Source organism: Lysinibacillus sp. NPDC058147 (assembly GCF_042884205.1).
Lineage (GTDB): Bacteria > Bacillota > Bacilli > Bacillales_A > Planococcaceae > Lysinibacillus.
Genome location: NZ_JBHVUJ010000002.1, coordinates 182979 through 207597 on the forward strand (window position 1 = coordinate 182979; position 24619 = coordinate 207597).

The 24619-nt window shown below is 38.1% G+C and carries 23 protein-coding genes, 2 pseudogenes and 1 riboswitch; of the genes and pseudogenes, 19 read left to right on the forward strand and 6 right to left on the reverse strand.

Annotated features, from left to right (window positions below; translation table 11 throughout):
- Positions 1–94: 94 nt before the first annotated feature.
- Entirely contained in the window at positions 95–229 is a 135-nt protein-coding gene (locus ACFVT8_RS06290; protein ID WP_387082739.1) for a hypothetical protein, read from the reverse strand.
- Between the two features lie 412 nt (positions 230–641).
- On the opposite strand from ACFVT8_RS06290, the gene ACFVT8_RS06295 reads away from it, so the two are divergent.
- From ACFVT8_RS06295 to ACFVT8_RS06350, 12 genes are all read left to right on the forward strand, one after another.
- Positions 642–1883, forward strand: coding sequence for a substrate-binding domain-containing protein (locus ACFVT8_RS06295; protein WP_387082740.1), 1242 nt, complete (start codon positions 642–644; stop codon positions 1881–1883).
- A gap of 91 nt (positions 1884–1974) precedes the next feature.
- Positions 1975–2751 (forward strand): ABC transporter ATP-binding protein, encoded by a 777-nt coding sequence (locus ACFVT8_RS06300; protein WP_387082741.1) that lies wholly within the window; start codon positions 1975–1977, stop codon positions 2749–2751.
- Complete coding sequence (locus ACFVT8_RS06305; protein WP_387082742.1) at positions 2726–3433, forward strand: ABC transporter ATP-binding protein; 708 nt, start codon at positions 2726–2728, stop codon at positions 3431–3433. Before ACFVT8_RS06300 ends, ACFVT8_RS06305 begins: the two co-directional genes overlap by 26 nt.
- 15 nt (positions 3434–3448) lie before the next feature.
- Positions 3449–4321 (forward strand): branched-chain amino acid ABC transporter permease, encoded by an 873-nt coding sequence (locus tag ACFVT8_RS06310; RefSeq protein ID WP_387082743.1) that lies wholly within the window; start codon positions 3449–3451, stop codon positions 4319–4321.
- Between the two features lie 2 nt (positions 4322–4323).
- Entirely contained in the window at positions 4324–5337 is a 1014-nt protein-coding gene (locus ACFVT8_RS06315; RefSeq protein WP_387083370.1) for a branched-chain amino acid ABC transporter permease, read from the forward strand.
- On the forward strand, positions 5334–6338 hold the full coding sequence (locus tag ACFVT8_RS06320) for a 3-oxoacyl-ACP synthase (RefSeq protein ID WP_387082744.1): 1005 nt from the start codon (positions 5334–5336) through the stop codon (positions 6336–6338). The genes ACFVT8_RS06315 and ACFVT8_RS06320 overlap by 4 nt, the downstream gene beginning before the upstream one ends.
- A 12-nt stretch (positions 6339–6350) precedes the next feature.
- Positions 6351–7262 (forward strand): intracellular short-chain-length polyhydroxyalkanoate depolymerase, encoded by a 912-nt coding sequence (phaZ, locus tag ACFVT8_RS06325; protein ID WP_387082745.1) that lies wholly within the window; start codon positions 6351–6353, stop codon positions 7260–7262.
- Positions 7246–7977 carry a 3-oxoacyl-ACP reductase FabG gene (gene fabG / locus ACFVT8_RS06330; protein ID WP_387082746.1) on the forward strand — a complete coding sequence of 244 codons (732 nt, stop codon included), beginning with the start codon at positions 7246–7248 and terminating at the stop codon, positions 7975–7977. The genes phaZ and fabG overlap by 17 nt, the downstream gene beginning before the upstream one ends.
- Positions 7978–7993: 16 nt before the next feature.
- On the forward strand, positions 7994–9460 hold the full coding sequence (locus ACFVT8_RS06335) for a class I adenylate-forming enzyme family protein (protein ID WP_387082747.1): 1467 nt from the start codon (positions 7994–7996) through the stop codon (positions 9458–9460).
- 240 nt (positions 9461–9700) lie between these two features.
- Positions 9701–10069, forward strand: coding sequence for a hypothetical protein (locus ACFVT8_RS06340; RefSeq protein WP_387082748.1), 369 nt, complete (start codon positions 9701–9703; stop codon positions 10067–10069).
- A gap of 211 nt (positions 10070–10280) precedes the next feature.
- On the forward strand, positions 10281–10646 hold the full coding sequence (locus tag ACFVT8_RS06345; RefSeq protein ID WP_387083371.1) for a MarR family winged helix-turn-helix transcriptional regulator: 366 nt from the start codon (positions 10281–10283) through the stop codon (positions 10644–10646).
- Positions 10647–10650: 4 nt separating this feature from the next.
- On the forward strand, positions 10651–11508 hold the full coding sequence (locus ACFVT8_RS06350; protein ID WP_387082749.1) for an MBL fold metallo-hydrolase: 858 nt from the start codon (positions 10651–10653) through the stop codon (positions 11506–11508).
- A gap of 51 nt (positions 11509–11559) precedes the next feature.
- Here ACFVT8_RS06350 and ACFVT8_RS06355 read toward each other — a convergent pair.
- A pseudogene (locus ACFVT8_RS06355) lies at positions 11560–12029 on the reverse strand (shikimate kinase); the annotation flags it as partial.
- A gap of 636 nt (positions 12030–12665) precedes the next feature.
- Between ACFVT8_RS06355 and ACFVT8_RS06360 the strand changes: the two are divergent.
- The 3 genes from ACFVT8_RS06360 to panF all read left to right on the forward strand — a co-directional run bounded on the left by ACFVT8_RS06360 (position 12666) and on the right by panF (position 16584).
- Positions 12666–14360, forward strand: coding sequence for a methyl-accepting chemotaxis protein (locus ACFVT8_RS06360; RefSeq protein ID WP_387082750.1), 1695 nt, complete (start codon positions 12666–12668; stop codon positions 14358–14360).
- Positions 14361–14875: 515 nt separating this feature from the next.
- Entirely contained in the window at positions 14876–15139 is a 264-nt protein-coding gene (locus ACFVT8_RS06365; protein WP_132360692.1) for a YhdT family protein, read from the forward strand.
- Complete coding sequence (panF, locus tag ACFVT8_RS06370; protein ID WP_387082751.1) at positions 15139–16584, forward strand: sodium/pantothenate symporter; 1446 nt, start codon at positions 15139–15141, stop codon at positions 16582–16584. Before ACFVT8_RS06365 ends, panF begins: the two co-directional genes overlap by 1 nt.
- A gap of 655 nt (positions 16585–17239) precedes the next feature.
- Here panF and ACFVT8_RS06375 read toward each other — a convergent pair.
- The gene (locus ACFVT8_RS06375; protein ID WP_387082752.1) at positions 17240–18022 is read right to left on the reverse strand and encodes a TSUP family transporter; all 783 of its coding nucleotides are present in this window, start codon (positions 18020–18022) and stop codon (positions 17240–17242) included.
- Between the two features lie 118 nt (positions 18023–18140).
- Here ACFVT8_RS06375 and ACFVT8_RS06380 point away from each other — a divergent pair, with 118 nt between their 5' ends.
- A complete protein-coding gene (locus ACFVT8_RS06380; RefSeq protein ID WP_387082753.1) occupies positions 18141–18926 on the forward strand; it encodes a TrmB family transcriptional regulator in 786 nt (261 codons plus the stop codon).
- A 468-nt stretch (positions 18927–19394) separates the two neighbouring features.
- On the opposite strand, the gene ACFVT8_RS06385 is transcribed toward ACFVT8_RS06380, so the two are convergent.
- Positions 19395–20417 (reverse strand): MBL fold metallo-hydrolase, encoded by a 1023-nt coding sequence (locus ACFVT8_RS06385; protein ID WP_387082754.1) that lies wholly within the window; start codon positions 20415–20417, stop codon positions 19395–19397.
- 167 nt (positions 20418–20584) lie between these two features.
- Here ACFVT8_RS06385 and ACFVT8_RS06390 point away from each other — a divergent pair, with 167 nt between their 5' ends.
- Together ACFVT8_RS06390 and ACFVT8_RS06395 are read left to right on the forward strand one after the other, a co-directional pair.
- Positions 20585–21598, forward strand: coding sequence for a fumarylacetoacetate hydrolase family protein (locus ACFVT8_RS06390; RefSeq protein ID WP_387082755.1), 1014 nt, complete (start codon positions 20585–20587; stop codon positions 21596–21598).
- Positions 21599–21687: 89 nt separating this feature from the next.
- A complete protein-coding gene (locus ACFVT8_RS06395) occupies positions 21688–22269 on the forward strand; it encodes a TetR/AcrR family transcriptional regulator (RefSeq protein ID WP_387082756.1) in 582 nt (193 codons plus the stop codon).
- 220 nt (positions 22270–22489) lie between these two features.
- Here the strand turns inward: ACFVT8_RS06395 and ACFVT8_RS06400 are convergent, their stop codons facing one another.
- A complete protein-coding gene (locus tag ACFVT8_RS06400; protein WP_068984322.1) occupies positions 22490–22861 on the reverse strand; it encodes a nucleotide excision repair endonuclease in 372 nt (123 codons plus the stop codon).
- Between the two features lie 204 nt (positions 22862–23065).
- Positions 23066–23176: riboswitch (SAM riboswitch) on the forward strand.
- 143 nt (positions 23177–23319) lie between these two features.
- On the opposite strand from ACFVT8_RS06400, the gene metA reads away from it, so the two are divergent.
- Positions 23320–24255: a homoserine O-acetyltransferase MetA gene (gene metA / locus ACFVT8_RS06405; RefSeq protein ID WP_387082757.1), complete on the forward strand. Its 936-nt coding sequence runs from the start codon at positions 23320–23322 to the stop codon at positions 24253–24255.
- 65 nt (positions 24256–24320) lie between these two features.
- Here metA and ACFVT8_RS06410 read toward each other — a convergent pair.
- Positions 24321–24619, reverse strand: a pseudogene (locus ACFVT8_RS06410) (hypothetical protein); the annotation flags it as partial.

A 24619-nucleotide genomic window follows, 5' to 3' on the forward strand; every position in this document is an offset into this window, starting at 1 on the left:
CAAAGCGTGTAGATTAAATCCGTTTTTTTTGTTTTGATAGTTCATGAATTGAAATTTAACTAAATCCCCGTTACTTGAAAAGCAAAATATCAATTCACTTTTTTACTAAAATTAAAATCCACCTTATAACTCCAATCACCAGAATGAAAAATCCATTAGCTAATGTTATAAATCTTAAAAATGCACCACCATAGCTTTCACCTTCCCCCTGTTCGCTACCGCTATACATTTGCGACAGGGCCCCTTGCGACTGCCGTTACGCTTTCTTCGCAGAAAAAGTCGCTCCTCACAAGGTATATTACTGAAAAAGCGAAAAGTAAAGACTTTAGAAAACCCTTTGATCAAGTGAAGTGACACAAACCATCAGTGCGGTCAGATAGAGTGCATGAAGGTAGATATCGATATTTTTCGAAAGTTTGGTGATAAATTAAAAAAGTTGGGTGATAAAACGATAAAGTTGGTCGATAAACAATCAAAAGTTCTCGATAAATCTCAAAACTGTGCTCCACTTTCGTCGCAGAAAAATGAGCTACCCTTTAGGGCAGCTCATTTTTTGTAACTAATTTGTAACTGGAGTTTTATATAGTGGATATAGCAACGAAAGCGCTTTCTTTTTAGCTTAATATGAAAGGGGTTTTGGGATGAAGAAGCATTGGTTAATTATGCTTTTATTGATGTTGACAATGTTAATAGTGGCATGTAATTCAGAGGGGGCGAAGGATAGTTCAAGTGGAGGTAAGGATTCGGAGGATGATACAAAGGGGACTACTGAGGAAGGGGGTACTATTAAAATTGGTGTGCTTGCGTCTTTGACGGGTGCTCTTGAGTCGTACGGGAAACAAACACAGCATGGCTTTGATTTAGGGATTGAGTATGCTACAGGCGGTACGATGGAGGTTAATGGTAAGAAAATAGAAATTGTCTATGAAGATACAGAAACAAAGCCTGAAGTAGCGGTACAAAAAGCGACAAAGCTATTAGAAGATGACAAGGTTGATTTCTTAGTTGGTTCCTCTAGTTCAGGTGATACGCTCGCTGTTTTACCTCTTGCGGAAGAATATCAAAAGATTATGGTGGTGGAGCCTGCAGTAGCGGATAGCATTACGGGCTCAGAATTTAATAAATATATTTTCCGTACAGGTCGAAATTCTTCTCAGGATGCTTATGCAGCAGCGGCAGCGATTGCGGGAAAGGGTGTTAAAATCGCAACGTTTGCACCGGATTATTCTTTTGGTTGGGATGGTGTAAAGGCATTTAAGACAGCTGCAGAAAAGCTAGGCGCTGAAATTGTTTTAGAGGAATATGCAGATCCAGCAGCAACTGATTTTACGTCCAACTTGCAAAAAGTAATTGCTGCAAAACCAGATTATTTATTTGTCGTATGGGCCGGAGCAAACTCTCCGTGGAATCAAATTGCAGATTTAAAAATTCAGGAAAAGGGCATTAAAATTTCAACGGGTGCACCAGATATTGTTGCATTAAAACTTATGAATCCGTTAATTGGTATGGAAGGGTTCTCTGTTTATTATAACACGTTACCACAAAATGATGTCAATAAATGGTTAGTGGAGGAACATCAAAAACGCTTTAATGACGTTCCGGATTTATTTACGCCAGGAGGAATGTCTGCAGCTATCTCTATTGTTGATGCGCTGAAAAAATCAAATGGTGATACAGATGCGGAAAAGCTTATCGGCATTATGGAAGGGATGTCATTTGAAACACCAAAAGGAACGATGACTTTCCGTAAAGAAGACCATCAAGCATTACAGTCGATGTATTCTGTCCGTTTAGAAAAACAAGATGGTGTAGATTATCCAGTACCAGTTCTAATTCGTGAGCTTAGCCCTGAAGAAACGGCTCCTCCGATAATGAATAAGTGAGATTACGAGACAGATATTTTTCTGTCTCTCTTCATCCACTTTCAAATGAGAATGGGTGAAGAGTGATAGAAGTACTAGAAAGGAGAATACGATGGAACCTATTTTACGAACAGAAAACTTAACTATTCGTTTTGGCGGACACACAGCTGTCGACCAGGTGAATTTTAATATGCCGGAAAAGCATTTGAAATCAATTATTGGACCAAATGGAGCTGGAAAAACAACCTTTTTTAATTTGCTTAGTGGAGAGTTAAAACCGACTGCCGGGGATGTCTATTATAAGGGACAATCACTTGCGAAAAAATCCGCAATTGAAAGAACACGAATGGGTCTCGGACGATCTTTTCAAATTACGAATGTTTTTCCGAACTTGACAGTGTTAGAAAATGTCCGTTTAGCTGTTCAATCCAAGGAGAAAATTCGTTACCAATTATTTCGCCATTACAAAAGCTATAAGGCGATTACCGAAAAAGCCGAGGAGCTATTAACACTTGTATTGCTTGACAATAAAAGAGATGCCTTTACGACAATGCTATCCCACGGGGAAAAGAGGAAGCTTGAAATTGCTATGCTGTTAGCACTTGATACGGAAATCCTTTTACTTGATGAACCAACGGCAGGTATGTCTTTAGAGGAGGTGCCAACGATTTTAGAAGTTATTCGCACCATTAAAAATCAAGGTGATAAAACAATTCTGCTCATTGAACACAAAATGGATATGATTCTAGATTTATCGGACTCGATAATGGTCCTATTTAATGGTCAGCTTCTTGCAGATGGAACACCAGAGGATATCATGAAAAACGAAACCGTACAAAATGCATATTTAGGAGGTCTGTACGATGAACACCTTACTGAAATTAAATGATGTCCACACATATATCGGTCAATATCATATTTTGCAGGGGGTCGATTTTGAGGCAATGGAGGGCCAGGTAAGTGTACTGCTTGGTAGAAATGGGGCGGGTAAAACGACTACTTTAAAAACGATTATGGGGTTAACGCCTGCTTCAAATGGAGAGGTAGAATTTTGCTCACATTCTATAAAAAGAAGCCCCACTTATAAAGTTGCAAAATTAGGAATAGGCTATGTACCTGAAAATCAAGGGATTTTTGCAGATTTAACGGTAGAGGAAAATATGAAAGTGGCTATGCGTAAAGAAGATACAGCTAGTTTCGAGCGACAAAATTATGTGCTGGAGTTGTTTCCTGATTTAAAGAAGTTTTGGAAGAAAGCTGGTGGACATCTTTCGGGTGGTCAAAAACAAATGCTGTCCATGGCAAGGGCATTTATCAATGATAGTAAATTAATGTTGATTGATGAGCCTTCTAAAGGACTGGCGCCGATAGTGATAGAGAAAGTAATGGAGGCAATCATTGAAATGAAAAAGCAAACGTCCATCGTACTTGTAGAGCAAAATTTTATGATGGCGAGCCGAATTGGCGATACGTATACATTGATTGACGATGGTAGAACTGTTCACTCGGGCAACATGCAGGATCTAATCCATCATGACGAACTAAAAAGAAAATATCTTGGAATCGGATAAAGGTGGTGTACTTTATTGGAGTTATTCGTCAATTTAGTCATTAATGGCCTTGCAACTGGCATGTTAATTTTTTTACTAGCGGCAGGTCTGACGTTAATTTTTGGACTAATGGATGTTTTGAACTTTGCACATGGAGGTTTATTCGTTTGGGGGGCTTATGCTGGAATCTTTACGTATATATTCACTGAGAGCTTTTTAATCGGAGCTGTTGGTGCCATCGTAACAGGGGCTTTACTCGGACTCATTACTGAAAAATTAATTATAACTCCTGTCTATGGTAATCATATTCAGCAAATTTTAATTACATTAGGGCTGATGCTCGTGCTACAAGAGATGATTAAAGTTGTTTTTGGCCCAAATGGTGTGGCAGTGAAAACACCGAGTTACTTAACAGGTAGCTGGGAAATTGGAGACGTTATTATCATTAAATATCGATTATTTATTATTGTAGTAGGTTTTATCATTTTCGGTATATTCCAATACATGTTAAAGAGAACGAAGATTGGGCTTGTCGTTCGGGCAGGTGTACAGGATAAAGAAATGGCACAGGCACTTGGCATTCATATAAAACGAGTATTTTTATATGTCTTTATGGTTGGTGCGGCACTAGCAGCACTTAGTGGCATGTTAATGGCTCCATATTCAGGTGTCATCTATGCGGAAATGGGCATGGAGTATGCAATCTTAGGTTTTATCGTTGTTGTAATCGGAGGAATGGGCAGTTTTTCGGGCTCACTTTTGGCAGCTATATTAGTCGGTTTAGCAGGTAGTTTCATGGCTTATTATGTGCCAGTTCTATCGCTTGCGGTCAATATGATTTTAATGGCTATTGTTTTAATTTTCCGTCCACAAGGCTTATTTGCTATGAGAAAGGAGAGATCAACATGAAAATGAGGCTTTCATTGCAGCATGTATGCTTTTTCCTAATGTTAGCTATTTTAGTGCTTCTCCCTTTCGTCAATGATTCAAGGACGCTCATTATTTTATTAACACAAATCTTTATTTTCGGTATTTTAGCGATGAGCTATGACATTCTCCTTGGCTATACAGGTATTGTGTCGTTCGGGCATGCGATGTTTTTTGGTTTAGGTGCCTACACGACGGCTGTCATGCTGAAACAAATGGAGCCAACACTTTCTACATTTTTAGTATCAATCGTAGTCGGCATGTTGCTAGCAGGGTTCATTAGTTTCTTAGTAGGATTACTGACACTTCGATTAAAAAGTCATTTCTTTGCGATGCTGACATTATCTTTTTCGGGACTATTTTTAGTAGTGGCGGAAAAATGGCGTTCTGTCACATACGGAAACGATGGCTTTACGTTTAGAGCACCCGAAATGTTTAGAGATCGAATGACGTTCTATTTCTTTGTGCTAACATGTTTAGTCGTTATTTTTATTGTCCTATATCGCTTCGTTAACTCGCCAACTGGTCGAATTTTAATTGCTGTTCGGGAAAATGAACAACGAACAAAATCATTAGGCTATAACACTTTGTACTATAAAGTGATTGCATCCGTTGTCGCAGGAATCGTTGCAAGTTTAGCAGGCTCCTTATATGCTGTGTCACTCCGTTTTGTCAATACGAGTGTGATGACGATGGACATTACGCTAGATGCATTATTAATGACGATTATTGGCGGTGTTGGCACACTAGTAGGACCATTACTAGGTTCGGCTGTTATTGAATATGCACAACATGCACTTTCAGGGTTAGCTCGTGATTATCCAATATTTGAACGTTGGATTATCTTCTTTGGGATACTTTATATTTTAGCTGTTATCTTTTTCCCAAAAGGAATTATTGGATCACTGCGCATGATGTTTTGGAAATGGCGATTAAAGCACAAGAAACAAGACCAATCATCGGTTACCCTGCCACAGGAAAAGGAGCGATTTGAATGACTGTAGGCATTGTAAGTACAGGAATCTATATTCCAAAAACGAAAATGACATCTAAAGAAATTGCGGCGCTTTCCAATATTCCAGAGGATATTATTCGAAAAAAAATGGGCATCTATGAAAAGCCTATTCCTGGTGAGCACGATCATACGGTTCAAATGGGGGTATGGGCAGCGCAAGACGCTATACGCAAGGCTAATATCGACTCGAAGGACATTGATGTTGTTATTTATATGGGGGAGGAGCATAAGGAGTATCCCTTGTGGACTGCCTCAATAAAAATGCAGGAGGAGCTAGGGGCAGTAAATGCTTTGGCATTCGATGTGCAATTAAGGTGCGGCACGACCATTATGGCATTAAAATTAGCAAAAAGCTTAATGGCTTCGGATGATACTATTCATACTGTACTCCTAGCTGGTGGCTATCGAAATGTTGATTTTATCGATTACAGTAATCCTCGAACACGCTTTATGTACAATTTAGCTGCAGGTGGTGGCGCTATCTTGTTACAAAAAAACTATGACAAAAATCAATTATTAGAGGCGGATATTATGACGGATGGCTCGTTCTCAGAGGATGTAGTTGTGCCTGTCGGTGGTACAAAAAAACCTTTGACGCCTTATGATTTAGAAAATAATTTGTATCAGCTTGATGTGATCGATCCGATTGGAATGAAGGAACGCTTAGAGCAAAAATCTTTAAGCAATTTTTTAAAGGTAATTCGAACATCCTTGGCGAAAAGTGGATTAAATGAGGGGGATATTGGCTATTTAGCAATGCTTCACATGAAAAGGTCTGCTCATGATTATATTTTATCTGAATTAGGGTTAGGGCAGGAGCAGTCCATATACTTACAAGAGTACGGTCATATCGGACAGATTGACCAAATCGTATCATTGCAGTTGGCATTAGAAGAAGGCCGTATTCACGATGGAGACATCGTCACTCTTGTTAGTGCAGGTATTGGCTATGTTTGGGGAGCTATTACGATTCGATGGGGATAAGGGGGAAAAGCGATGTTAAGAACTGTTCAGTTATCAAATGGAGAAACGATTGCTTATCGTAAACGTCAAGGGGGAGATCGTGTTTTATTACTTATTCATGGTAATATGACATCCTCCAAGCATTGGGATGTTCTAATCGACGCGTTGGATGAAAAATATACAATTTACGCAATGGATTTACGAGGTTTTGGTAGTTCATCATATCATAAACCAATTTCCGCGATTAAAGATTTTAGCGATGATGTGAAGCTTTTTGTAGACGCCATTCAATTGAAACAGTTTGACATGATTGGCTGGTCAACGGGCGGAGCTGTATGTATGCAGTTTGTCGCTCAGTATCCAGGCTATTGTCAGCAGCTTATTTTACTAGCCTCGGCATCTACGAGAGGCTATCCATTTTACACGGATTTAGGTACTGGCAATCAAGCATCGTTCAAGAGGGCATTTACCTATGAAGAGGTACTCGTCGATACATCTAAAACAAAATTAGTACAAGGCTTCTATGATTCGAAAAATGTGCAAGGCTTACAGTCGCTCTGGAACGCACTTATATACACCCATAATCAGCCTAACCCAGAACGCTATCAGACATATGTGGACGATATGCTGACACAACGAAATCTCGCTGAAGTTTATCATGCATTAAATGTCTTTAATATAAGTGCTGTTGATCATGAGGTCACAAAAGGCACTCATGAGGTACAACAGATTACCATTCCAGTTTTAGTGTTAAGAGGAGATCGAGATTACGTCATAACAGAGGGAATGAATGACGAAACAATGCTCGATCTAGGGGCAAATGCACAATTCGTCAGTTTAAAAAACTGCGGTCACTCCCCATTAATTGATGATTTGCCACAGCTAACATCTGAAATCGAAGCTTTTTTAGAAATTGGAGGAAAAAAGTATGCGTTTAAACAATAAAGTTGCCATTATTACAGGAGCTGCGAACGGGATTGGCTATGCGGCTGCTGAACGATTTATTGAAGAGGGAGCATTCGTTGTCATTGCAGATTTTAATGAAGATGCTGGTGTTTTAGCAACCAAACATTTAGGGGATCAAGCATTATTTGTGCAAGTAGACGTTGCAGATAGAGAGAGCGTCAAAAACTTAGTAGCTACAGTCATAGAGCATACGGGCCGAGTCGATATTTTAGTGAATAATGCAGGTATTACACGTGATGCGATGTTAACAAAAATGACGGAAGATCAGTTTCAGCAGGTGCTTGATGTGAATTTGACTGGAGTGTTTCATTGTACACAAGAAGTAATTCCACATATGATTGCAGCCGGTGGAGGCAAAATTATAAATACATCTTCTGTTAGTGGTGTCTATGGAAATGTTGGTCAAACGAATTACGCTGCCACTAAGGCTGCTATCGTCGGTATGACCAAAACTTGGGCGAAGGAATTAGGGCGCAAGGGTATCAATGTTAATGCGGTGGCACCTGGCTTTACAGAAACGGACATGGTGAAGAAAATGCCAGAAAATGTGCTAGCACAAATGCGCTCCATCGTACCACTGCAAAGATTAGGAACACCGAGAGATATTGCCAATGCTTATTTATTTTTAGCATCTGATGAGGCTTCTTATGTCCACGGTCACACGCTTCATGTGGATGGAGCAATTATGATGTGATAAGGAGGCTTTCAAGATGTTTGTAGAGCAATCCTGGATTTTAAAACGTGCATCGCTAACACCGAAACGCTTAGCATTGGTGAACCTAGAAACAAAAGAGCAGTGGACTTATCAGCAGTTAACAGATGAAATTGCAAAATGGAGTCATTTTTTTGAGCGCCAAAACATGCAGGCAGGGAGTCGTATAGCCGTATTTGCGAAAAATCATATTCAGCTTTTTGCTGTCTTATTCGCCTGTGGATTAAGAGGACTTATCTACGTGCCATTGAATTGGCGCATGAGTACCAAGGAATTAACTGATATTTTGGCGGATGCTACCCCTTCTTTACTGCTTTACGATGAAGAAATGAATTGTCCTTTATCTTTCGAAAACATGCATTCTCTTCGTTTAGCTAATGAAGGAGCTACTCTAAACATTCGAGAAATTGACCTAAATGATCCTTGGCTAATGATTTATACAGGGGGTACAACTGGCAAGCCAAAGGGTGTAGTTCTATCATTTAATTCTGTGAATTGGAATGCTATTAATACTATTATTAGCTGGGGCTTGAGTGATAGTGACTGTACGTTAAATTATATGCCATTGTTTCATACAGGTGGTTTAAATGCACTGTGTATACCGCTACTAATGGCTGGAGGTACAGTTGTAATTGGTGATAAGTTTGAGGCAGAAAACGCTTTGAAGGCGATTAATCAGTATAAGACAACGATTTCGCTTTTTGTGCCAACCATGTACCAAGCGATGATTGCGACGAATTACTTTCAGAAGAGTAGCTTTCCTTCAGTGAAAGTTTTTTTATCAGGGGGTGCTCCATGTCCGTATCCAATATATGATGCGTTTTTGAAGAAGGATCTATTTTTTAAAGAGGGCTATGGCTTAACAGAAGCAGGGCCAAATAATTTTTATATTTCTCGAGAGGTAGCCTATTTGAAAAAAGGTGCTGTGGGGAAGAGCATGCAATTCAATGAAGCTAAAATTATCAATAGTGCAGGAGAAAGTTGTACACCAAATGAGGTAGGAGAACTATTAGTTAAAGGAAAGCATATGTTTCGCTTTTACTGGAACAATCAACAGGAGACAGAAAGAATCATTCAAGATGGGTGGTTAAAAACTGGCGATTTAGCACTGATGGATGAGGATGGTGACTTTTACATTGTCGGCCGCAGTAAAGAGATGATTATTTCTGGTGGTGAAAATGTTTATCCCCAGGAGGTAGAGCAATGTATTTTACGCCATCAGCTAGTGCAAGAGGTTGCTGTGATTGGAGTGGCTGATGAATATTGGGGAGAAATCGTGGCGGCCGTGATCGTTTGTCAGGATAAGAAAGATACAATATTAGAAGAAATCAAAGAAATCTGTAGCAAGCATCTAGGTCGCTACAAAATTCCGAAAAAGATCATTTTTATCGATGAATTACCAAAAACAAGTGTCGGGAAAATTGATAAAAAAGCATTACAAATATATGCGAAGGCCGCGAAATAACGAAAAACGCTTGGAAATTCAGGCGTTTTTTGTTTTTATAAATGAAATGTTTTCTTCATTCTCTATTCAAGCAAGTCCCTTGAAGATGTGAATAGACGTATAGGAGAGGCTATTCAATTGGGCCAGGTTTTTGAGAATTCCTTGTGTAATTATGATAAAATATTGCGAGTTAAATCAAATTTTTAATGATTTTCAGTAACGAAAAGTATATTTCAGAAACGAAGAAAGGTCAGTACTATTATGGAAAACGTAACAAATGTAGAAAAATTGGAATCAATAAAATCTTTACAATCGACAATCAGCAAACTTGAAAATGCCTTGTCTCAGATGACCGAGAAAGGCGCAAATACTACTTTAGTAAAGAAACGACTTAAAGCTGTTTGCATTGGATTAGCGATGCTAGAAAATGTTTGGAATCAAAGCCCCCATCATTATACCCAAAAAGATTTAGCCGTAGCGCGCAATGTTATCGCTGGTTTATTACCATCAATAGAGAACATATACATGAAGTCAAAGGTTGGTAGTCCCCAAAGAACGCTTTTAGAAAGAAGGATTAAAGCGTTGGAACTAGCTGTTAAAGCGATTGATGACCATTCAATAACTAAATAGAGTATCAGGTAATCATAGTAATCCTTTTGAAGAACATATACTGGCACTTCATTAGCGCTACACTTTCGCGCAAAAATCATTTGTTGCCCCGACGCCTCTTACGTTGTGAATTTACTGTCTTCTATTGCTCACTAATTAGTGAGCAATGGCTATGAAAAAATAATATCAAGGGGAATAGAGTAGTTTCCATTTTTGATGTTTTCATACAATAATTGACAACTTAGAGAACTTTCACTTAACTCCTCAACAAGAAATTATTATGTTTTATATCATTCGCAATGTGCCTGTAATTGCGAATGATATTGCAAATCATTTTGGTATTTCAAAAAGTGCGGTTAGCCAAGTAATTTCAAAGCTCGAAGAAATGAAAATGATCTATCGTCAAGAGAATTCAATAAACCGTAGAGAGACCTTTATTTATCTTGGTGATAGAGGTCAAGAGTTTCATCAGCTTCTAAATAAAATTGACACCATGCTTGTTGAAAAATATTATTCGAAAGTTAGCTTAACAGAGTTAAAAAATGTTCTTGATACATTAAATAAGATTGTCGGAACTAATGAAAACAAAGGGAGTTAAGATAATGGAGAAAAATTTGAAACAACTAACTAACCGTATACATTATTTACCGCATAATCCTGATACAGATCGACCAGTACTGTCTGCCATTTGTGGGGATCACCAAACCTTAATTGTAGATGCAGGGAATTCTGATAAACATGCTAAGTTATTTCTTGCTGAACTAAATCAAAGTCAAATTGCTAATTTTCATTCTGTAGTATTAACGCATTGGCATTGGGATCATAGCTTTGGAACAAATCAGATGAATCTCTTAACAATTGCACATGAAAACACAAAGATGCATCTTGAAAAAATGATGGAAAATGAATGGTCAGATGAAGCTTTAGATAATCGTGTCGAAAAAGGCCTAGAGAATCAATTTTGTTCCGACATGATTAAAAAAGAATTTGGAGAAGACAGAAATATTACCATCAAATTACCTAATATTACTTTTAAAGATAAATATGAGATTGAATTAGGTGGTATTCGGTGTGTAGTCAAACATGTAGGTGGAGATCATTCCGATGACTCATCAATTATTTATGTAGAGGGAGATAAGGTACTTTTCTTAGGGGACTGCTTGTATCCAAGTATTTACACACAACAACCACAATATAAAATTGAAAATGTTAGACATCTCTTAGAAAACATTGAAATGTTTGATACCGAAATTTATGTACTTTCGCATGAGCCCCCATTATCTAGAGAGGATTTTATGGGTTATATAATGTTGTTGAAGTTAATTTGTGATTTAACAGAAAAACATCAAAGAAACCATTTGAATTTAGTTAATGAACTATCTACTCAACTAAATCGTAAATTAAGTCAGTTAGAAGAAGAAATAGTATATTGTTTTAGTAACGGGTTAACAGTTGATTAATAGTGATTATAGAACCGAAAAAACGCTTGGAGATCCAGGCGTTTTTCAATTCTACAAATGAAATGTTTCCTTTATAATCAAAGCAACTTCTTCAGCACTCAAGTTTGTGTTGTTGATTTTGAGATAGTTTGCATAATTTATTTCGCCTTCTAAGGAATTTAATCTGTATTTTTCCATCGAACTTTTCAAGTCTTGTTCAGACCAATCAATATCTCTTTTTGAAGGTTTATGCTCAAGTCGATTACTACTTTTATTTCGTTCCAGTCTTTCTTCTACATCAGCTTCAAGCTCTACAAAGTAGACAGTCCCCCCTCTAGAGCAAGATCTTCGACATAGTCCCAATCCTCCTGCATATTAAAAGCCCAGACATAAGTAAAAATTAAACCATACAAATTACTTTTGGATACCTCTTCAAATATTTCCTGACGAAACAAATTAACTAATCTTTTTCCTTCAGTCGTACCATAACTAAAAAAATGACTAACTAAATCGATCGTCATATGGTTATGAAAAAGTTTCAACTTCTTTCAGCGGGTGTCCAAACATCCCGCTAAAAGAAGTTAAAGCCTCCGGCGGATGTCACGAAATCGGAAAGGAGTACTTTGTGCATGCACAAAGCCGATTTCGGACGCAATTATGCCAAGGCATAATTGATACCTGTAATTTTAGCTAATTCTTGTCCAACAGTCATTTTCCCAACTGCTTGAGGACCAGATATTAAAACAAGTTTCATAATCTCTCTCCTTTTTAAGATATATTAACATTAATTTCGAACTGTTCCAAAAAAATGAAGAGTTTCTAATTCAACAGCGAGAGAGTTGGTGACATTTTGTTAAAACATATGTTATGAAGATAGATTGATTGGAGTGAAGACCGAGCGACTCTAAAGTGACAACATCGTGTCGCTGTCGCTACGTCAACACTGCGTTTTCGCACAAAAAGCATCTGTTAGCCTAGCCCCCCAAGTGGGAACGGAAATCAACCCAAGTTGTGAATTAGTATATTGCCCTTAGCCACTGCAATAGCATCTAATATATATATAAATTGTTAATTTATTGATAAAGTATTGAAACTGTTTATAGAATAATGTTTAATAAAATTGGCTTACATTTTATACATAATATTCCTAATGAATGTGAGAAAGGAGAGACAAATTTTTGCGCACTTTTAAAATAAGTACAAAATTTAATTTGCTTTTAATTGGAGTCATCATATTTTTAAGCGTTATGATTGGATTTGTTTCACATATACAAGTGAAACAAATTATGCATAACAATTTTGAGCAGAGCATTACCCATATTTCAAAGGTCGGTTATAAGCTGTTAGAAGAACGATTTAAGGGAGACTGGGTTATAAAAGATGGGGATCTTTACAAAGGGGATACAAAAATAGTTAATCAGGAAGCCTTTGTAGATGAGGTAGGTGAAAGTATTGAAGGTGGTGTAACCATTTTCCAAGGCACAAAAGGACTTATCACCAATCTAAAGCTAAATGGAGAACGTTTAGTTGGCAAAGATGCTGATCCAATAGTCGTTGAAAGTGTAATGAAAAAAGGGGAGACCTTCATAGGTGAGGCTGATGTAGTAGGAACGAAATATTTAACACTCTATGCACCCATTAAAGATGCAAATGGAGACATCATCGGGATGTGGTTTGTCGGTGAAACGATAGACGGGGCTAATGCTATTATTTTTGCATTTATCGGTAAGCTGCTAATAGTATTGTTCATTGGAGCTGTTATAGCTGTATTAGGTAGCTTCCTTTTCACAAGAGCATTTGTGAAACCGCTTCGTGAAATAAATAATCAACTACATGACATTGCCGATGGAGAAGGAGATTTAACAAAACAGCTACAAATTAACTCCAAGGATGAAGCAGGTGAGCTTGCGCAATCCTTTAATAAAATGCTGACAAGCTTACAAGTATTAATGCAACAAATAGCACAATCCTCTAAACAGGTTGATTTATCGTCTGATGGCTTAACAACTAAATCTCAGCAAACGGCGGAAATGACGAGACAGCTAACATCAATATTAGAAGATTTAGCGGATGGTTCACAAACTACATTACAAAGCACAAGTGATAGCTTAACTGCCATGCAAGAAATGGCGATTGGCATCCAACAAGTTGCTGAAACCGCTTCAACGGTTTCAGATGCGGCTGATTTAATGAGTGATGAGGCTGCACAAGGTAATGATTCTTTGAATCGTGTATTAAATCAAATGACAATTATTAATGAATCATCTGGTAATGTAGAGGCGCAGGTCCGTATATTAGGAGATCAGTCACAGCAAATTGGCAATATCGTTGATGTTATTACAAGTATCGCAGATCAAACGAATTTGCTTGCCTTAAATGCAGCCATTGAAGCGGCTCGTGCTGGGGAACAAGGAAAAGGCTTTGCTGTCGTTGCGGATGAGGTTCGTAAATTAGCAGAACAATCAAAGGAATCTGCTGATCAAATTGCATCACTAATTCATTCTATTCAAAATGATACTGCCAATGTAATTACGGCTATTTCAAGTAACTCGAAGGAAGCTGCAGCAGGTATGGATGTTGTGGATGATACAAAACTGGCTTTCCACAAGATCATGCAGTCAATTAAAGGGGTTAGTACACAATTGCATGACATCTCTGCTGTGACAGAGCAGATGTCTGCAAGTGTTGAAGAAGTGACTGCGTCCACAGAATCAATGGCACGCATCGCAAGCAAGGCAACCGAAAATACAGAGCATGTTACGTTAACAGCGAAGGAGCAATTAGCTTTCATAGATAATATGGCTTTTTCAGCCAAAGAGATGGCCCAACAGGCAGACGAGCTTCAAAGATTACTTAAAAAATTCCAATATTAGGGGATGTTGAAAAACGCTTGGATATCCAGGCGTTTTTCAATTCTTATAGGAAAAAGAGGATTATTTATTTTTATTTTTTCACAGCAAGTTAGAGCTTTTGTCGTAGATCATGATTTTGATGATGAAGATGGTTACTAAGTTTGTGTTGAAGTGAAAAAGTACGAAAATATTCCACATGATATGGTACCTCTAACAATTCCATCTCAAAAAAATGCATGCCTATAAAAACCTACACATGTGGATTGAAACGAATTAATATCAAAGCCTTAAAAATAAATGGCATCTAGAAATAGTTCATAGCTGGGAAGATAGCGAAAATTTAGATGTAGAGCTATTAGATACCATTGAATAAAAACTGTGAATGACAGTTTAATGTTAAACACGAATTAAAGGGAAATCTTGTTAATTGATATTTTTAAAAATTAGTTTGAGCTGATTGATATTTATTTTTTTTCACAAAGGTTCCCATAATACGAACATACCAGTAAAATAGAGTAGGTTAGGGGGACTATATTTTGAAAGATCAACGCTTTAAAATTGCGCATCGAGAAGCGCTTATCGGTATCGGGCTTGTTATCGTTAACTTTGCGATTTGGTTTGGCTTTGCCTATGGACTAGGCTCTGGTGATCCAACAAGCTACACGTATGTATTCGGTTTCCCTGCATGGTTTTTCTATAGCTGTATTGCAGGGACAGGCTTTATGATTATCTTAATCTGGGTCGTCATGAAACTCTTTTTCAAAGAGGTACCATTTGACGATGAGGAGGTGGATCAATAATGCACTGGCAAGTTATTTTTCCACTGCTATTATTTTTAGTCATCATCTTTGGTATTGGGATCTGGTCAAATAAACATGTACGATCTTCTAATTCATTTTTACAGGAATACTTCCTTGGTGGTCGTGAAATGGGAGGCTTCATCCTTGCGATGACAATGATTGCTACTTACGGTAGTGCAAGTAGCTTTATTGGTGGTCCTGGCGTTGCTTATACGAAAGGGCTTGGATGGGTATTGCTAGCGATGGCGCAGCTTCCAGCAGGTTATTTTGTTTTAATGATTTTAGGAAAGAAATTTGCTATTATCGCAAGACGTTATCAAGCCATCACGTTAATAGACTTTTTACGAGAACGCTATAAGAGTCATGTAATTGTTATCCTATCAGCCATTAGTATCATCATCTTTTTATTTTCTGCAATGATGGCCCAGTGGGTAGGTGGTGCTCGATTAATTGAATCATTAACTGGCTTAAACTACACAGCTGCACTCTTTATTTTTGCAATTTCCGTATTAGTTTATGTTATTATTGGGGGCTTCCGTGCAGTAGCTTTGACGGATACGGTACAAGGCTCAATTATGGTTATCGGAACGATCATTTTATTAATTGGGACAATCATCGCTGGTGGAGGAATCGATAATATTATGACCTCACTTGTGGCTGAGAATCCGAATCTTGTGTCTCCATTTGGAGCAGAAGGTGAGTTAACGCCATTATACGTATCTACATTTTGGATTTTGATTGGTGTTGGAGTTGTGGGGCTTCCACAAATCGCAGTTCGTGCAATGAGCTATAAAGATTCTAAAAGCATGCATTTGGCCATTATCATTGGCACTATTGCCATTGGGACAATTATGTTTGGGATGCATCTAATTGGTGTTTTAGCACGACCAGTAATACCGGGTATTGAGATTGGTGATAAAGTTATGCCGCTTCTGACATTAAAGGTTTTGCCGCCATTTTTAGCTGGCATTGTTTTAGCGGCACCAATGGCAGCAACAATGTCTACAGTCAACGCGCTACTAATGCTTGTAAGCTCTACAGTAGTGAAAGATATTTACTTAAATTATATAAAACCAACAGCTAATGATACAGAAATTAAGAGTGCAAGCTTTATTGTCACAACAGTGATCGGCTTAGCCGTCGTCGTTTTTGCACTAAATCCTCCAGATTTATTAGTTTGGCTAAATTTATTTGCTTTTGGCGGACTTGAAGCAGTCTTTATCTGGACCGTCGTATTAGGTCTATATTGGAAAAAAGCCAATAAGTATGGTGCTATCGCCTCAATGATTTCAGGTATGATCCTTTATATTCTCATTGATCGTTTTTATCCTTCCGTCTTTGGCATGCATACTGTGACAATTCCAATTGTCGCTTCATTAATGATATTTGTAATTGTTAGCTTATTAACGAGTCATAAATTTAAAAATGAAAAGTTATTTATTTAAATTTGAAAAGCCGTAGAGTGAATATCTACGGCGTTTTATATTGTAGAACCTTTGAAATGATGGATAGAACCCAAAAAATCGTAGATGAACCCTCCGAAGTGAAGGATAGCTCCATCAAATGATGGATAGAAAGTACAAAGTGAAGGTTAGACCCTTCGAAGCGACGGATAGAATCCCCGAAGTGACGGATGAAACCACCGGAGCGACGGATGAAACTTGAAGTGACGGAAAGAATCCCAGAAGTGACGGATGAAACCACCGAAACGACGGAAAGAACTACTGAAACGACGGATGACACCTCTAAATAATGGTGAGAAGCACAAAGTCGTGGATAGAGCCTTCGAATTCGTGGATAGAACGTCCAAAATCGTGGATAGAACCTCTGGATTGATGGATAGAACGTTCAAAGTGAAGGATAGACCCTCCGAAGTGACGGATGAAACTTGAAGTGACGGAAAGAATCCCTAGAACGACGGAAAGAATCCCTGAAGCGACGGATGATAGCTCCGGAGCGCCGGATGGAACTTGAAGCGACGGAAAGAATCCCCGAAGCGACGGATGAAACTTGAAGTGACGGAAAGAATCACCGGAACGGCGGATTACCTCTCCGATACGAAGGATAGTATGCCCAAAGAAATGCAAAGACGCCGTAGAGCTAGATATCTACGGCGTTTTTTATGTAATCATAAGCATTTTTAGTTAGTAATGTAATCGTTACGATAATAAATAATACGCGGACAAAACCGCCACCTTTTTTAATCGCCATACGTGAGCCTACAAGTGCACCGGCAATTTGAGCTATGCCCATTAGTAAACCATAGATATAATGAATCTGACCTAAGTAAGCGAACATTAAAAGACCAGCAAAATTACTTGCTAAGTTTAAAAATTTTGCATTTCCTGCTGCCTTTAAAAAATCGAAGCCGATTAGTAGAAAGCTGAAAATTAAAAATGAGCCAGTTCCAGGACCAAGAAATCCATCATAAAAACCAATGCTAAATAACAACAGCATGAATAAACATAAGTGTGTAAACTTTAAATTTTTGACCGCAGCTACTGAACCCCAATCTTTTTTAAAGATAGTGTAGACTGCAACAGCAGCAAGCATTATGAGCATAAGTGGTTTTAGTAATTCAGGATTGATTAAATGGACAGTCCAAGCTCCAAAAAGTGATCCTACAAAGGCTAAAGGAAAGTATTTGATAACCGAACGAATTTCTAGCTGACCGGAACGATAAAAAGAAATGGTAGATGTCAAAGAACCCATGGTACCGGCAAGTTTATTGGTCGCAACCGCTGCAGCTGGATTTAAACCCGCAAACATAAGAGCAGGTAATGCAATTAAGCCACCGCCTCCAACGACCGCGTCCACAAAAGCGGCTAAAAAACCAAAAGATATTAATAATATGACTACATTTAGATCTACTTCAAATAGCATGATTACACCTCTTTATTTAGTTACTACCGAAATAGTAACTAAATATAACGCAACTGTAAAGACTATTTTTTTCGTTTTTTATAGCTTTAAATTATAATAGAGGAAATGGAGGGATTTGATGGTTGAATTAATCGCCCAATTAAAAGAACTTGGATTCACAGAATATGAAGCAAAGGCTTATACTGCACTCGTCCAAAATAGTCATGTTAGTGCTTATCAAGTAAGTAAAAATTCCGGTATCCCACGTGCAAGAATATATGACATACTTGATGTACTTGTTGAAAAAGGGTTAGTTTTGAGAGAAGAAACTGCAGATCAAACGACATACTCTTCCATTCCTGTCGCTGTGTTTTTACAACAAATTCAGAAACGTTGGCAATCGAATTTTAATTCGATTAGTGATCAATTAGAAAAATTAGAGATAAAAGAGCAGGAAGCGGAGCATAAGGTTGTCACGCTAAAAGGAAAAGAAGCAATCGTCAATTACTGTCAGTCTTTATTAAAAAAAGCGGAGAAAAAAGTTATATTATCAATGTGGGAAGATATGTATGAACAATTGCGAGAAGATATACATGCGGCCTCTCAGCATATTCCGATTCATGGTATTACATTGTATGTGGATGAAAATGTTGCATCTCTTGACCAACATCGCATTACTCAATATACGAGGAAAACTTCTACTCCACATTGGTTTATATTGTCTGTAGATGGTCAAGAAATGATTTATGGTCACTCTCCGTCAAATCAAGAAATGGCTTTTATTACAAATGATCCTGTTCATATCTATTTATTAGAAGACTATATATGGCATGATGTGCTTGTCAATCGATTGTTAAAGCGCGATGATGATATGGAGCTTGAGGAATGGATTACTAAAGAACGTAAAGCATTTTTTGTAGAGTAAAGTTTGATAATTTAAAACAATGATCGATTATTTTAAATAAAGATTAATAAAAAATAACCTCTCAGGTAATTTAGCCGCAAGAGGTTATTTTTTATTTTTTAAGATAATGGTGGGTAGTAAATGAATGTATTGATATTAGCCTAAGCTACCTGGCCGGATTATGCTCCAGCCGGTTAAGTGTCCTAATGCGAGTGAAACGCTCCTCAAGTTTGCCTTCTGCTCCACCAGATACATTTCCCCGTAATCCCAGTCTGCTTGTGAGTCTCTGAGCCAAAAATGAGCATGGTTTACGAGCTGCACAGCTTCGATTCATACAGAGAGTGTAAGCCTCAATAAAATTTACAGTTAAAGAAGCCTGTTTTTGAAAAAAGTTGAATGACCACCTTATCCAATTTATCCATTAAACATTTCATTTAACAGTAAGACAGAATCCAATAGCTTCTTTAGCTAGCATACTGCTTGCATGCGCTATTCTTGCCACACGCTCATAGGGTCCCATGGCTTGATCTGATCGCCATATTTCTTGTTCAAAAATGCTTTCATGTCTTCCAGCTTTGCAGGTACCTCGTTCCAATTCGGAAGTGATGGCAACCCCCGTTTGCTTTTTAAGAGGATATCTACCGTAACATACAAACGTTCGGGCTGAATCCAATGAAGGAAGCGAGAAATATCGATTTGCTTAGTCAGGGACAAGGAATCAATTTCGTCATTGTAATGCTTGTTGAATTCACTTATTAGGTTCAAGAGGTAGTCTCTCTGCTCCTTCACGAAGTCCAGGCCGCAGATGGAGCCATGTCCTGGAACAACGATTTCGGGTTTAATGTCATCAATAATACGATCAAGCACTTTAATCCAGTTGAGGGTTCCCTCTTCGCTGTATGCCGTACAACCGTTAAATACGACATCGCCGGCGAACAGCACTTTTTCTTTTGGCATCCACAACAGCAAGTCACTGTCAGAGTGGGCCGGTGCTACATTGTAAATCATAACTTCAGTATCGCCAAGACGTATGTTTATATCGTCCTTTATCTCAATATTCGGTTGCACCCATTCTACGCCTTCTAGGTCGAATCCTTCAAATTCCGCTGCAAAAAACCGCTCTCCCTGAGTCGATTCTAAAGAATCCTTCCCTCTTCTGATGACGCTATCCATCCAGGCGATATTTTCGGTAAGGCGCTCTCTGGCCGCTTCCATATGCATTATAATGCAAGCTTCTTCAAACACTTTGTTCCCCCAAGCGTGGTCGCTGTTATAGTGCGAGTTCACCACATAGGCAGGAAAGCCTCCATTGCTTACTTCCTTAAAAGCATCTCGCATTTCTCGTGCATGGAACAAATCGAAGAACGTGTCATATATTAGACCTTCACCTTTGTTGATAAAACCTGCATTTGCCCAGCTGATGCCACGATACGGCGAAATACCGGCAAAGACGCCATCTGCGACTTCAAAAAATTTAACCCGAGGTTTTTGGATAATACTTTTATACTTCATAACAATTCTCCTTTGCATATATGTTTTTAGAAGGCTAGTCATACTGACTATATCTTTATCATAAAGCATGAAAAACAAAAATACAAGCGAGCACTTGCATGCATTTCCTCTATGCAATATGATATTAACTGAACAACATCACACTATATGGATGGAGGAACTACAAAATGAAGCTAGTAACCTTTCGCACTAAGAGATCGCAGAAACCTTTGTTCGGGATTGTCATTAACGAGAAATTTGTCGTGTCTTTTGCAGCAATTATGAAAAAGAAGGGGAAATTCGTTGACAGTCTACAATGTATGGACAGTTATCTTCAACATTTACCAGAAAGTTATTCTGTCTCTAAGGAATTGATGCAATATGCTGTTGTACATTCACATCAATTCAATGAAAATGAAATTTGCAAGATTGCAGAGGTAATACTGCTGCCGCCGGTTCCAAATCCGGCTGCGCTCATTGATTTCGGGTTGACGCCAAGACATCTGAGAAATGCTGGGGTAAATTTGCTGCAAAGAGAATACACAGGGCCGGAAAGAGAAGAGCTTAAACGAAAAATTGCTACAAAATTTCAGAATGATCCTGATAAAGTGAATTTTAGTTATTACAAATGTAACCATAATGCATTGATTGGCGATGGAGCTACAATTCATTGGCCTTCGTACTCTTCTTACCTGGATATCGAACCGGAGCTTGCCTTCGTTACAGGGAAGGGGAACTGTATTGCTGGTTATGTTATTTTTAACGATAGTACTGCTCGCGATGTGCAGTGGTCTGATTTCCAGGCGTTAACTGGACCAACACGGAGCAAAGATTTTAATTACAGCAAAGGAATAGGACCATTTCTTGTTACGCCGGATGAAATCGATAACCCGCTTTCACTGGATGTGGATGTACGTATCGGAGAAAGATTGCACTGGAAGGGGAGCACATCCGAGTATTCCGCGCAACCTGCAAAAGTGATGGAGGAGGTTCTCAAAGTTTTTACGCCGCTCCCGGGCACGATTATAGGAATGGGGACGATACCGGATTGTTGTGCAATCGAGACCGAACAATGGCTGTTGCCCTCTGACCGAATTCAGATTACGTTCGATAAATTAGGTACGCTCTCACAATTGGTGTCTGAACATGTCAAGATTACGGAACCAAGCCGTTGGGAAAAAAGAAGCGATTTGCCTTTATAAACGTTTATGAAGATATGAACCCCGATCCCTACTGCATATGCATAACTTATAGTATAATATGGTTTAACATATGCAAAAGGAGTAATACAATGCATACTTCAGACAGAATCATTGAAGCCGCGACAAGGCTTATAAAAAAGAATGGCTATCGGGGGGTAAGCACCAAAGCCATTGCAACAGAAGCTAAAGTTAATGAATCTACGATTTTTCGGCATTTTGGAAGCAAGCAAGGCATACTAGAAGCCATTATTGAAAGACATTCGTATATCCCACAATTTGAGAAGCTGTTAAAAGAGGAAGCGACCGATAATCCGGAAGTCGATTTGCTGAATGTAAGCCAGCAGTACCGCATGTTTTTCCATAAAAATATGGACATTATTTTAATTGGTATCCGCGACAAAGGTATGCTTCCTGAATTGGATAGAGTGCTAGCCGACCCGCCGGCGAAGCTTCACTCTTTGCTGGTTGAATATTTTGAACGCCTGCAGAAGAAAAAAATTATAGCCAAACAGGATGCGCGTCTTGCCGCCATGTCTTTTCTCTCGACCTGCTACGGCTTTCAGATGAGCGGGCTGATTCACCAGGAATATCAGTCCCAACTCGTTGCCGAGGAAGAGTTCTACAAGTACATTGTCTCATCGTTTGTTAAAGGAATATTGTCTCAGTCATAGAACATTGAGTGTCCTTTTGAGATGTAAAAAACACCTTATTTTACAGCCAGTTGACGGCATTGAATCGGCGACTGGTTGTTTAATTTGTTTATGAATAATAAAATCGTTTGAAAATTAATGCGAAGCTAGTGAATAATAATATAAAAAAGAATCTGCTCGCCATCGTGTACATACAGATGGCGAGCAGACTCGTATTTTTTGTTAAATAGTATTTTTTATCTTAATAAAAAACTTTATCAACATTGTATTTAGCGCGGAATGAATTGATCGCGTATGTTTCGTAAATTTCACGTTCCATTGGATCTTCTACTTCATACACTTCAATTTTGAAAATTTCATTTCGGTGATTTTTCATCGGTGACACGTTGTCCTCAAAATGCTTTTTAATGCGTTGACGAATTTTACGTGCTTTACCGACAAATAATAGTTCGTTCTCTTCGTTGTAAAATAAGAAAATGCCGCCTTTTTCACGTGTGATTTTATGGAAATCAATAAAACCATGGTACGGTGTGATTGGCACATCACCTGGCTTTAAATCTTGCTCGCGTTGGCGAATAACTAAATCTGGTTTTGGAAATTCAATTTTAATCAAACTATTCACGTTCCTCTCTGTTACTAAAGGTATATGTTAACATAAGTACAGCATGTTTACCATCAAAATTCTTGATGTAAACATAGTTTGCATCAAGTTTAGTGTTAAACAAAATACATAATGGCATGCATGATTAATAACAAAATATTCTATGTATTATTGATATTCTTAATTGTTCATGTTACAATTCTTTTTAATTAAATAATCTTATCATGAGAAGTTGAGGGATTTGGCCCGATGACACTTCAGCAACCTCTAACAAAAGTTAGAAAGGTGCTAATTCCAGCAAAGGATTTATCCTTTGAGAGATAAGAGTGAACGTGGAAAAATCCTTCTCATTCTATCTCTTATGGAATGAGGGGGATTTTTTAATTTTATCGTTTGATATTGGAGCTTTGCACAGGGCCCGTGCATTGATTGATTTTAACTGAGAGAAATAAAAGAGAGGGGAAAGCAAGATGCCAATTAATATTCCGAAAAACTTACCAGCTGGAGAACATTTACGTGAGGAAAAAATCTTCGTAATGGAAGAGGATCGAGCAAAAACTCAACAAATCCGTCCGTTAAATATATTAATTTTTAATTTAATGCCGGAAAAAGAAAAAACAGAACTACAATTACTACGATTATTAGGTAACACACCGTTACAAGTGAATATTACATTTTTAAATACAGCTACGCATGAATCCAAAAATGTCAGTAAATCACATTTACAGTTATTTTACACGACCTTCAATCAAATTCGTCATCGCCGCTATGATGGCATGATTATTACGGGTGCACCAGTAGAAAAAATGGCATTTGAAGAAGTGAACTACTGGCAAGAAATTTCAGAAATTATGGATTGGTCCAAAACAAATGTAACATCAGTCTTACATATATGTTGGGGTGCTCAGGCAGCGTTATACCATCATTACGGTATCGGTAAAGTTGAACTTCCTGCTAAATGCTCAGGTGTATATTCTCATGTCATTACGGATTTAACAGTGGATTTAGTACGAGGCTTTAGTGATTTATTTACGGCACCACATTCACGTTATACATCCGTTTCAATTGATGAAGTACTTAATCATCCTGATTTACGATTACTATCTTATTCAGAAGATGCTGGTGTTTTCATCGTGCAATCTAAGGATAATAAAAATATTATGATTACTGGCCATCTTGAATATGACGCTACAACTTTAGCTGATGAGTATAGTCGCGATGTTGCTAAAGGATTAGATATTGAGGTACCAGTGAATTACTTCCCGCAAGATAATCCAGCAAATGAACCGATTAATTCGTGGCGTGCCCATACACATTTATTATTCTCGAATTGGTTGAACTACTATGTTTACCAAGAAACACCATACGAATGGGACTTCGTTGATGAGATTGAATATCATATTTAACACTGTAGCAATTAAAAAATGATGACTTTGATATTTCAGGGTCATCATTTTTAACATTATGCTGTTTAATTTTCTGATGAATTTTTATTCCTATCACCGCTTGGAGTATTGCCGGTATCGCTATCATTCTGTGTAGTATTGCTGCTACTATCACTTTGCGAAGGATTTTCGCTGTTACTTGCACTTTGAGTAGAATTATCGTTATTACTAATACTTGTACTTTGAGTAGCATTTCCGGCATTGTTGCTACTTTCATTTTGTGTGCAATTATCGTTATTACTACTACTTTCATTTTGAGGAGTATTTCCACCTTTACTGCTACTATCATTCTGAGAAGAATTCCCGCCATTGTTGCAACTATTAC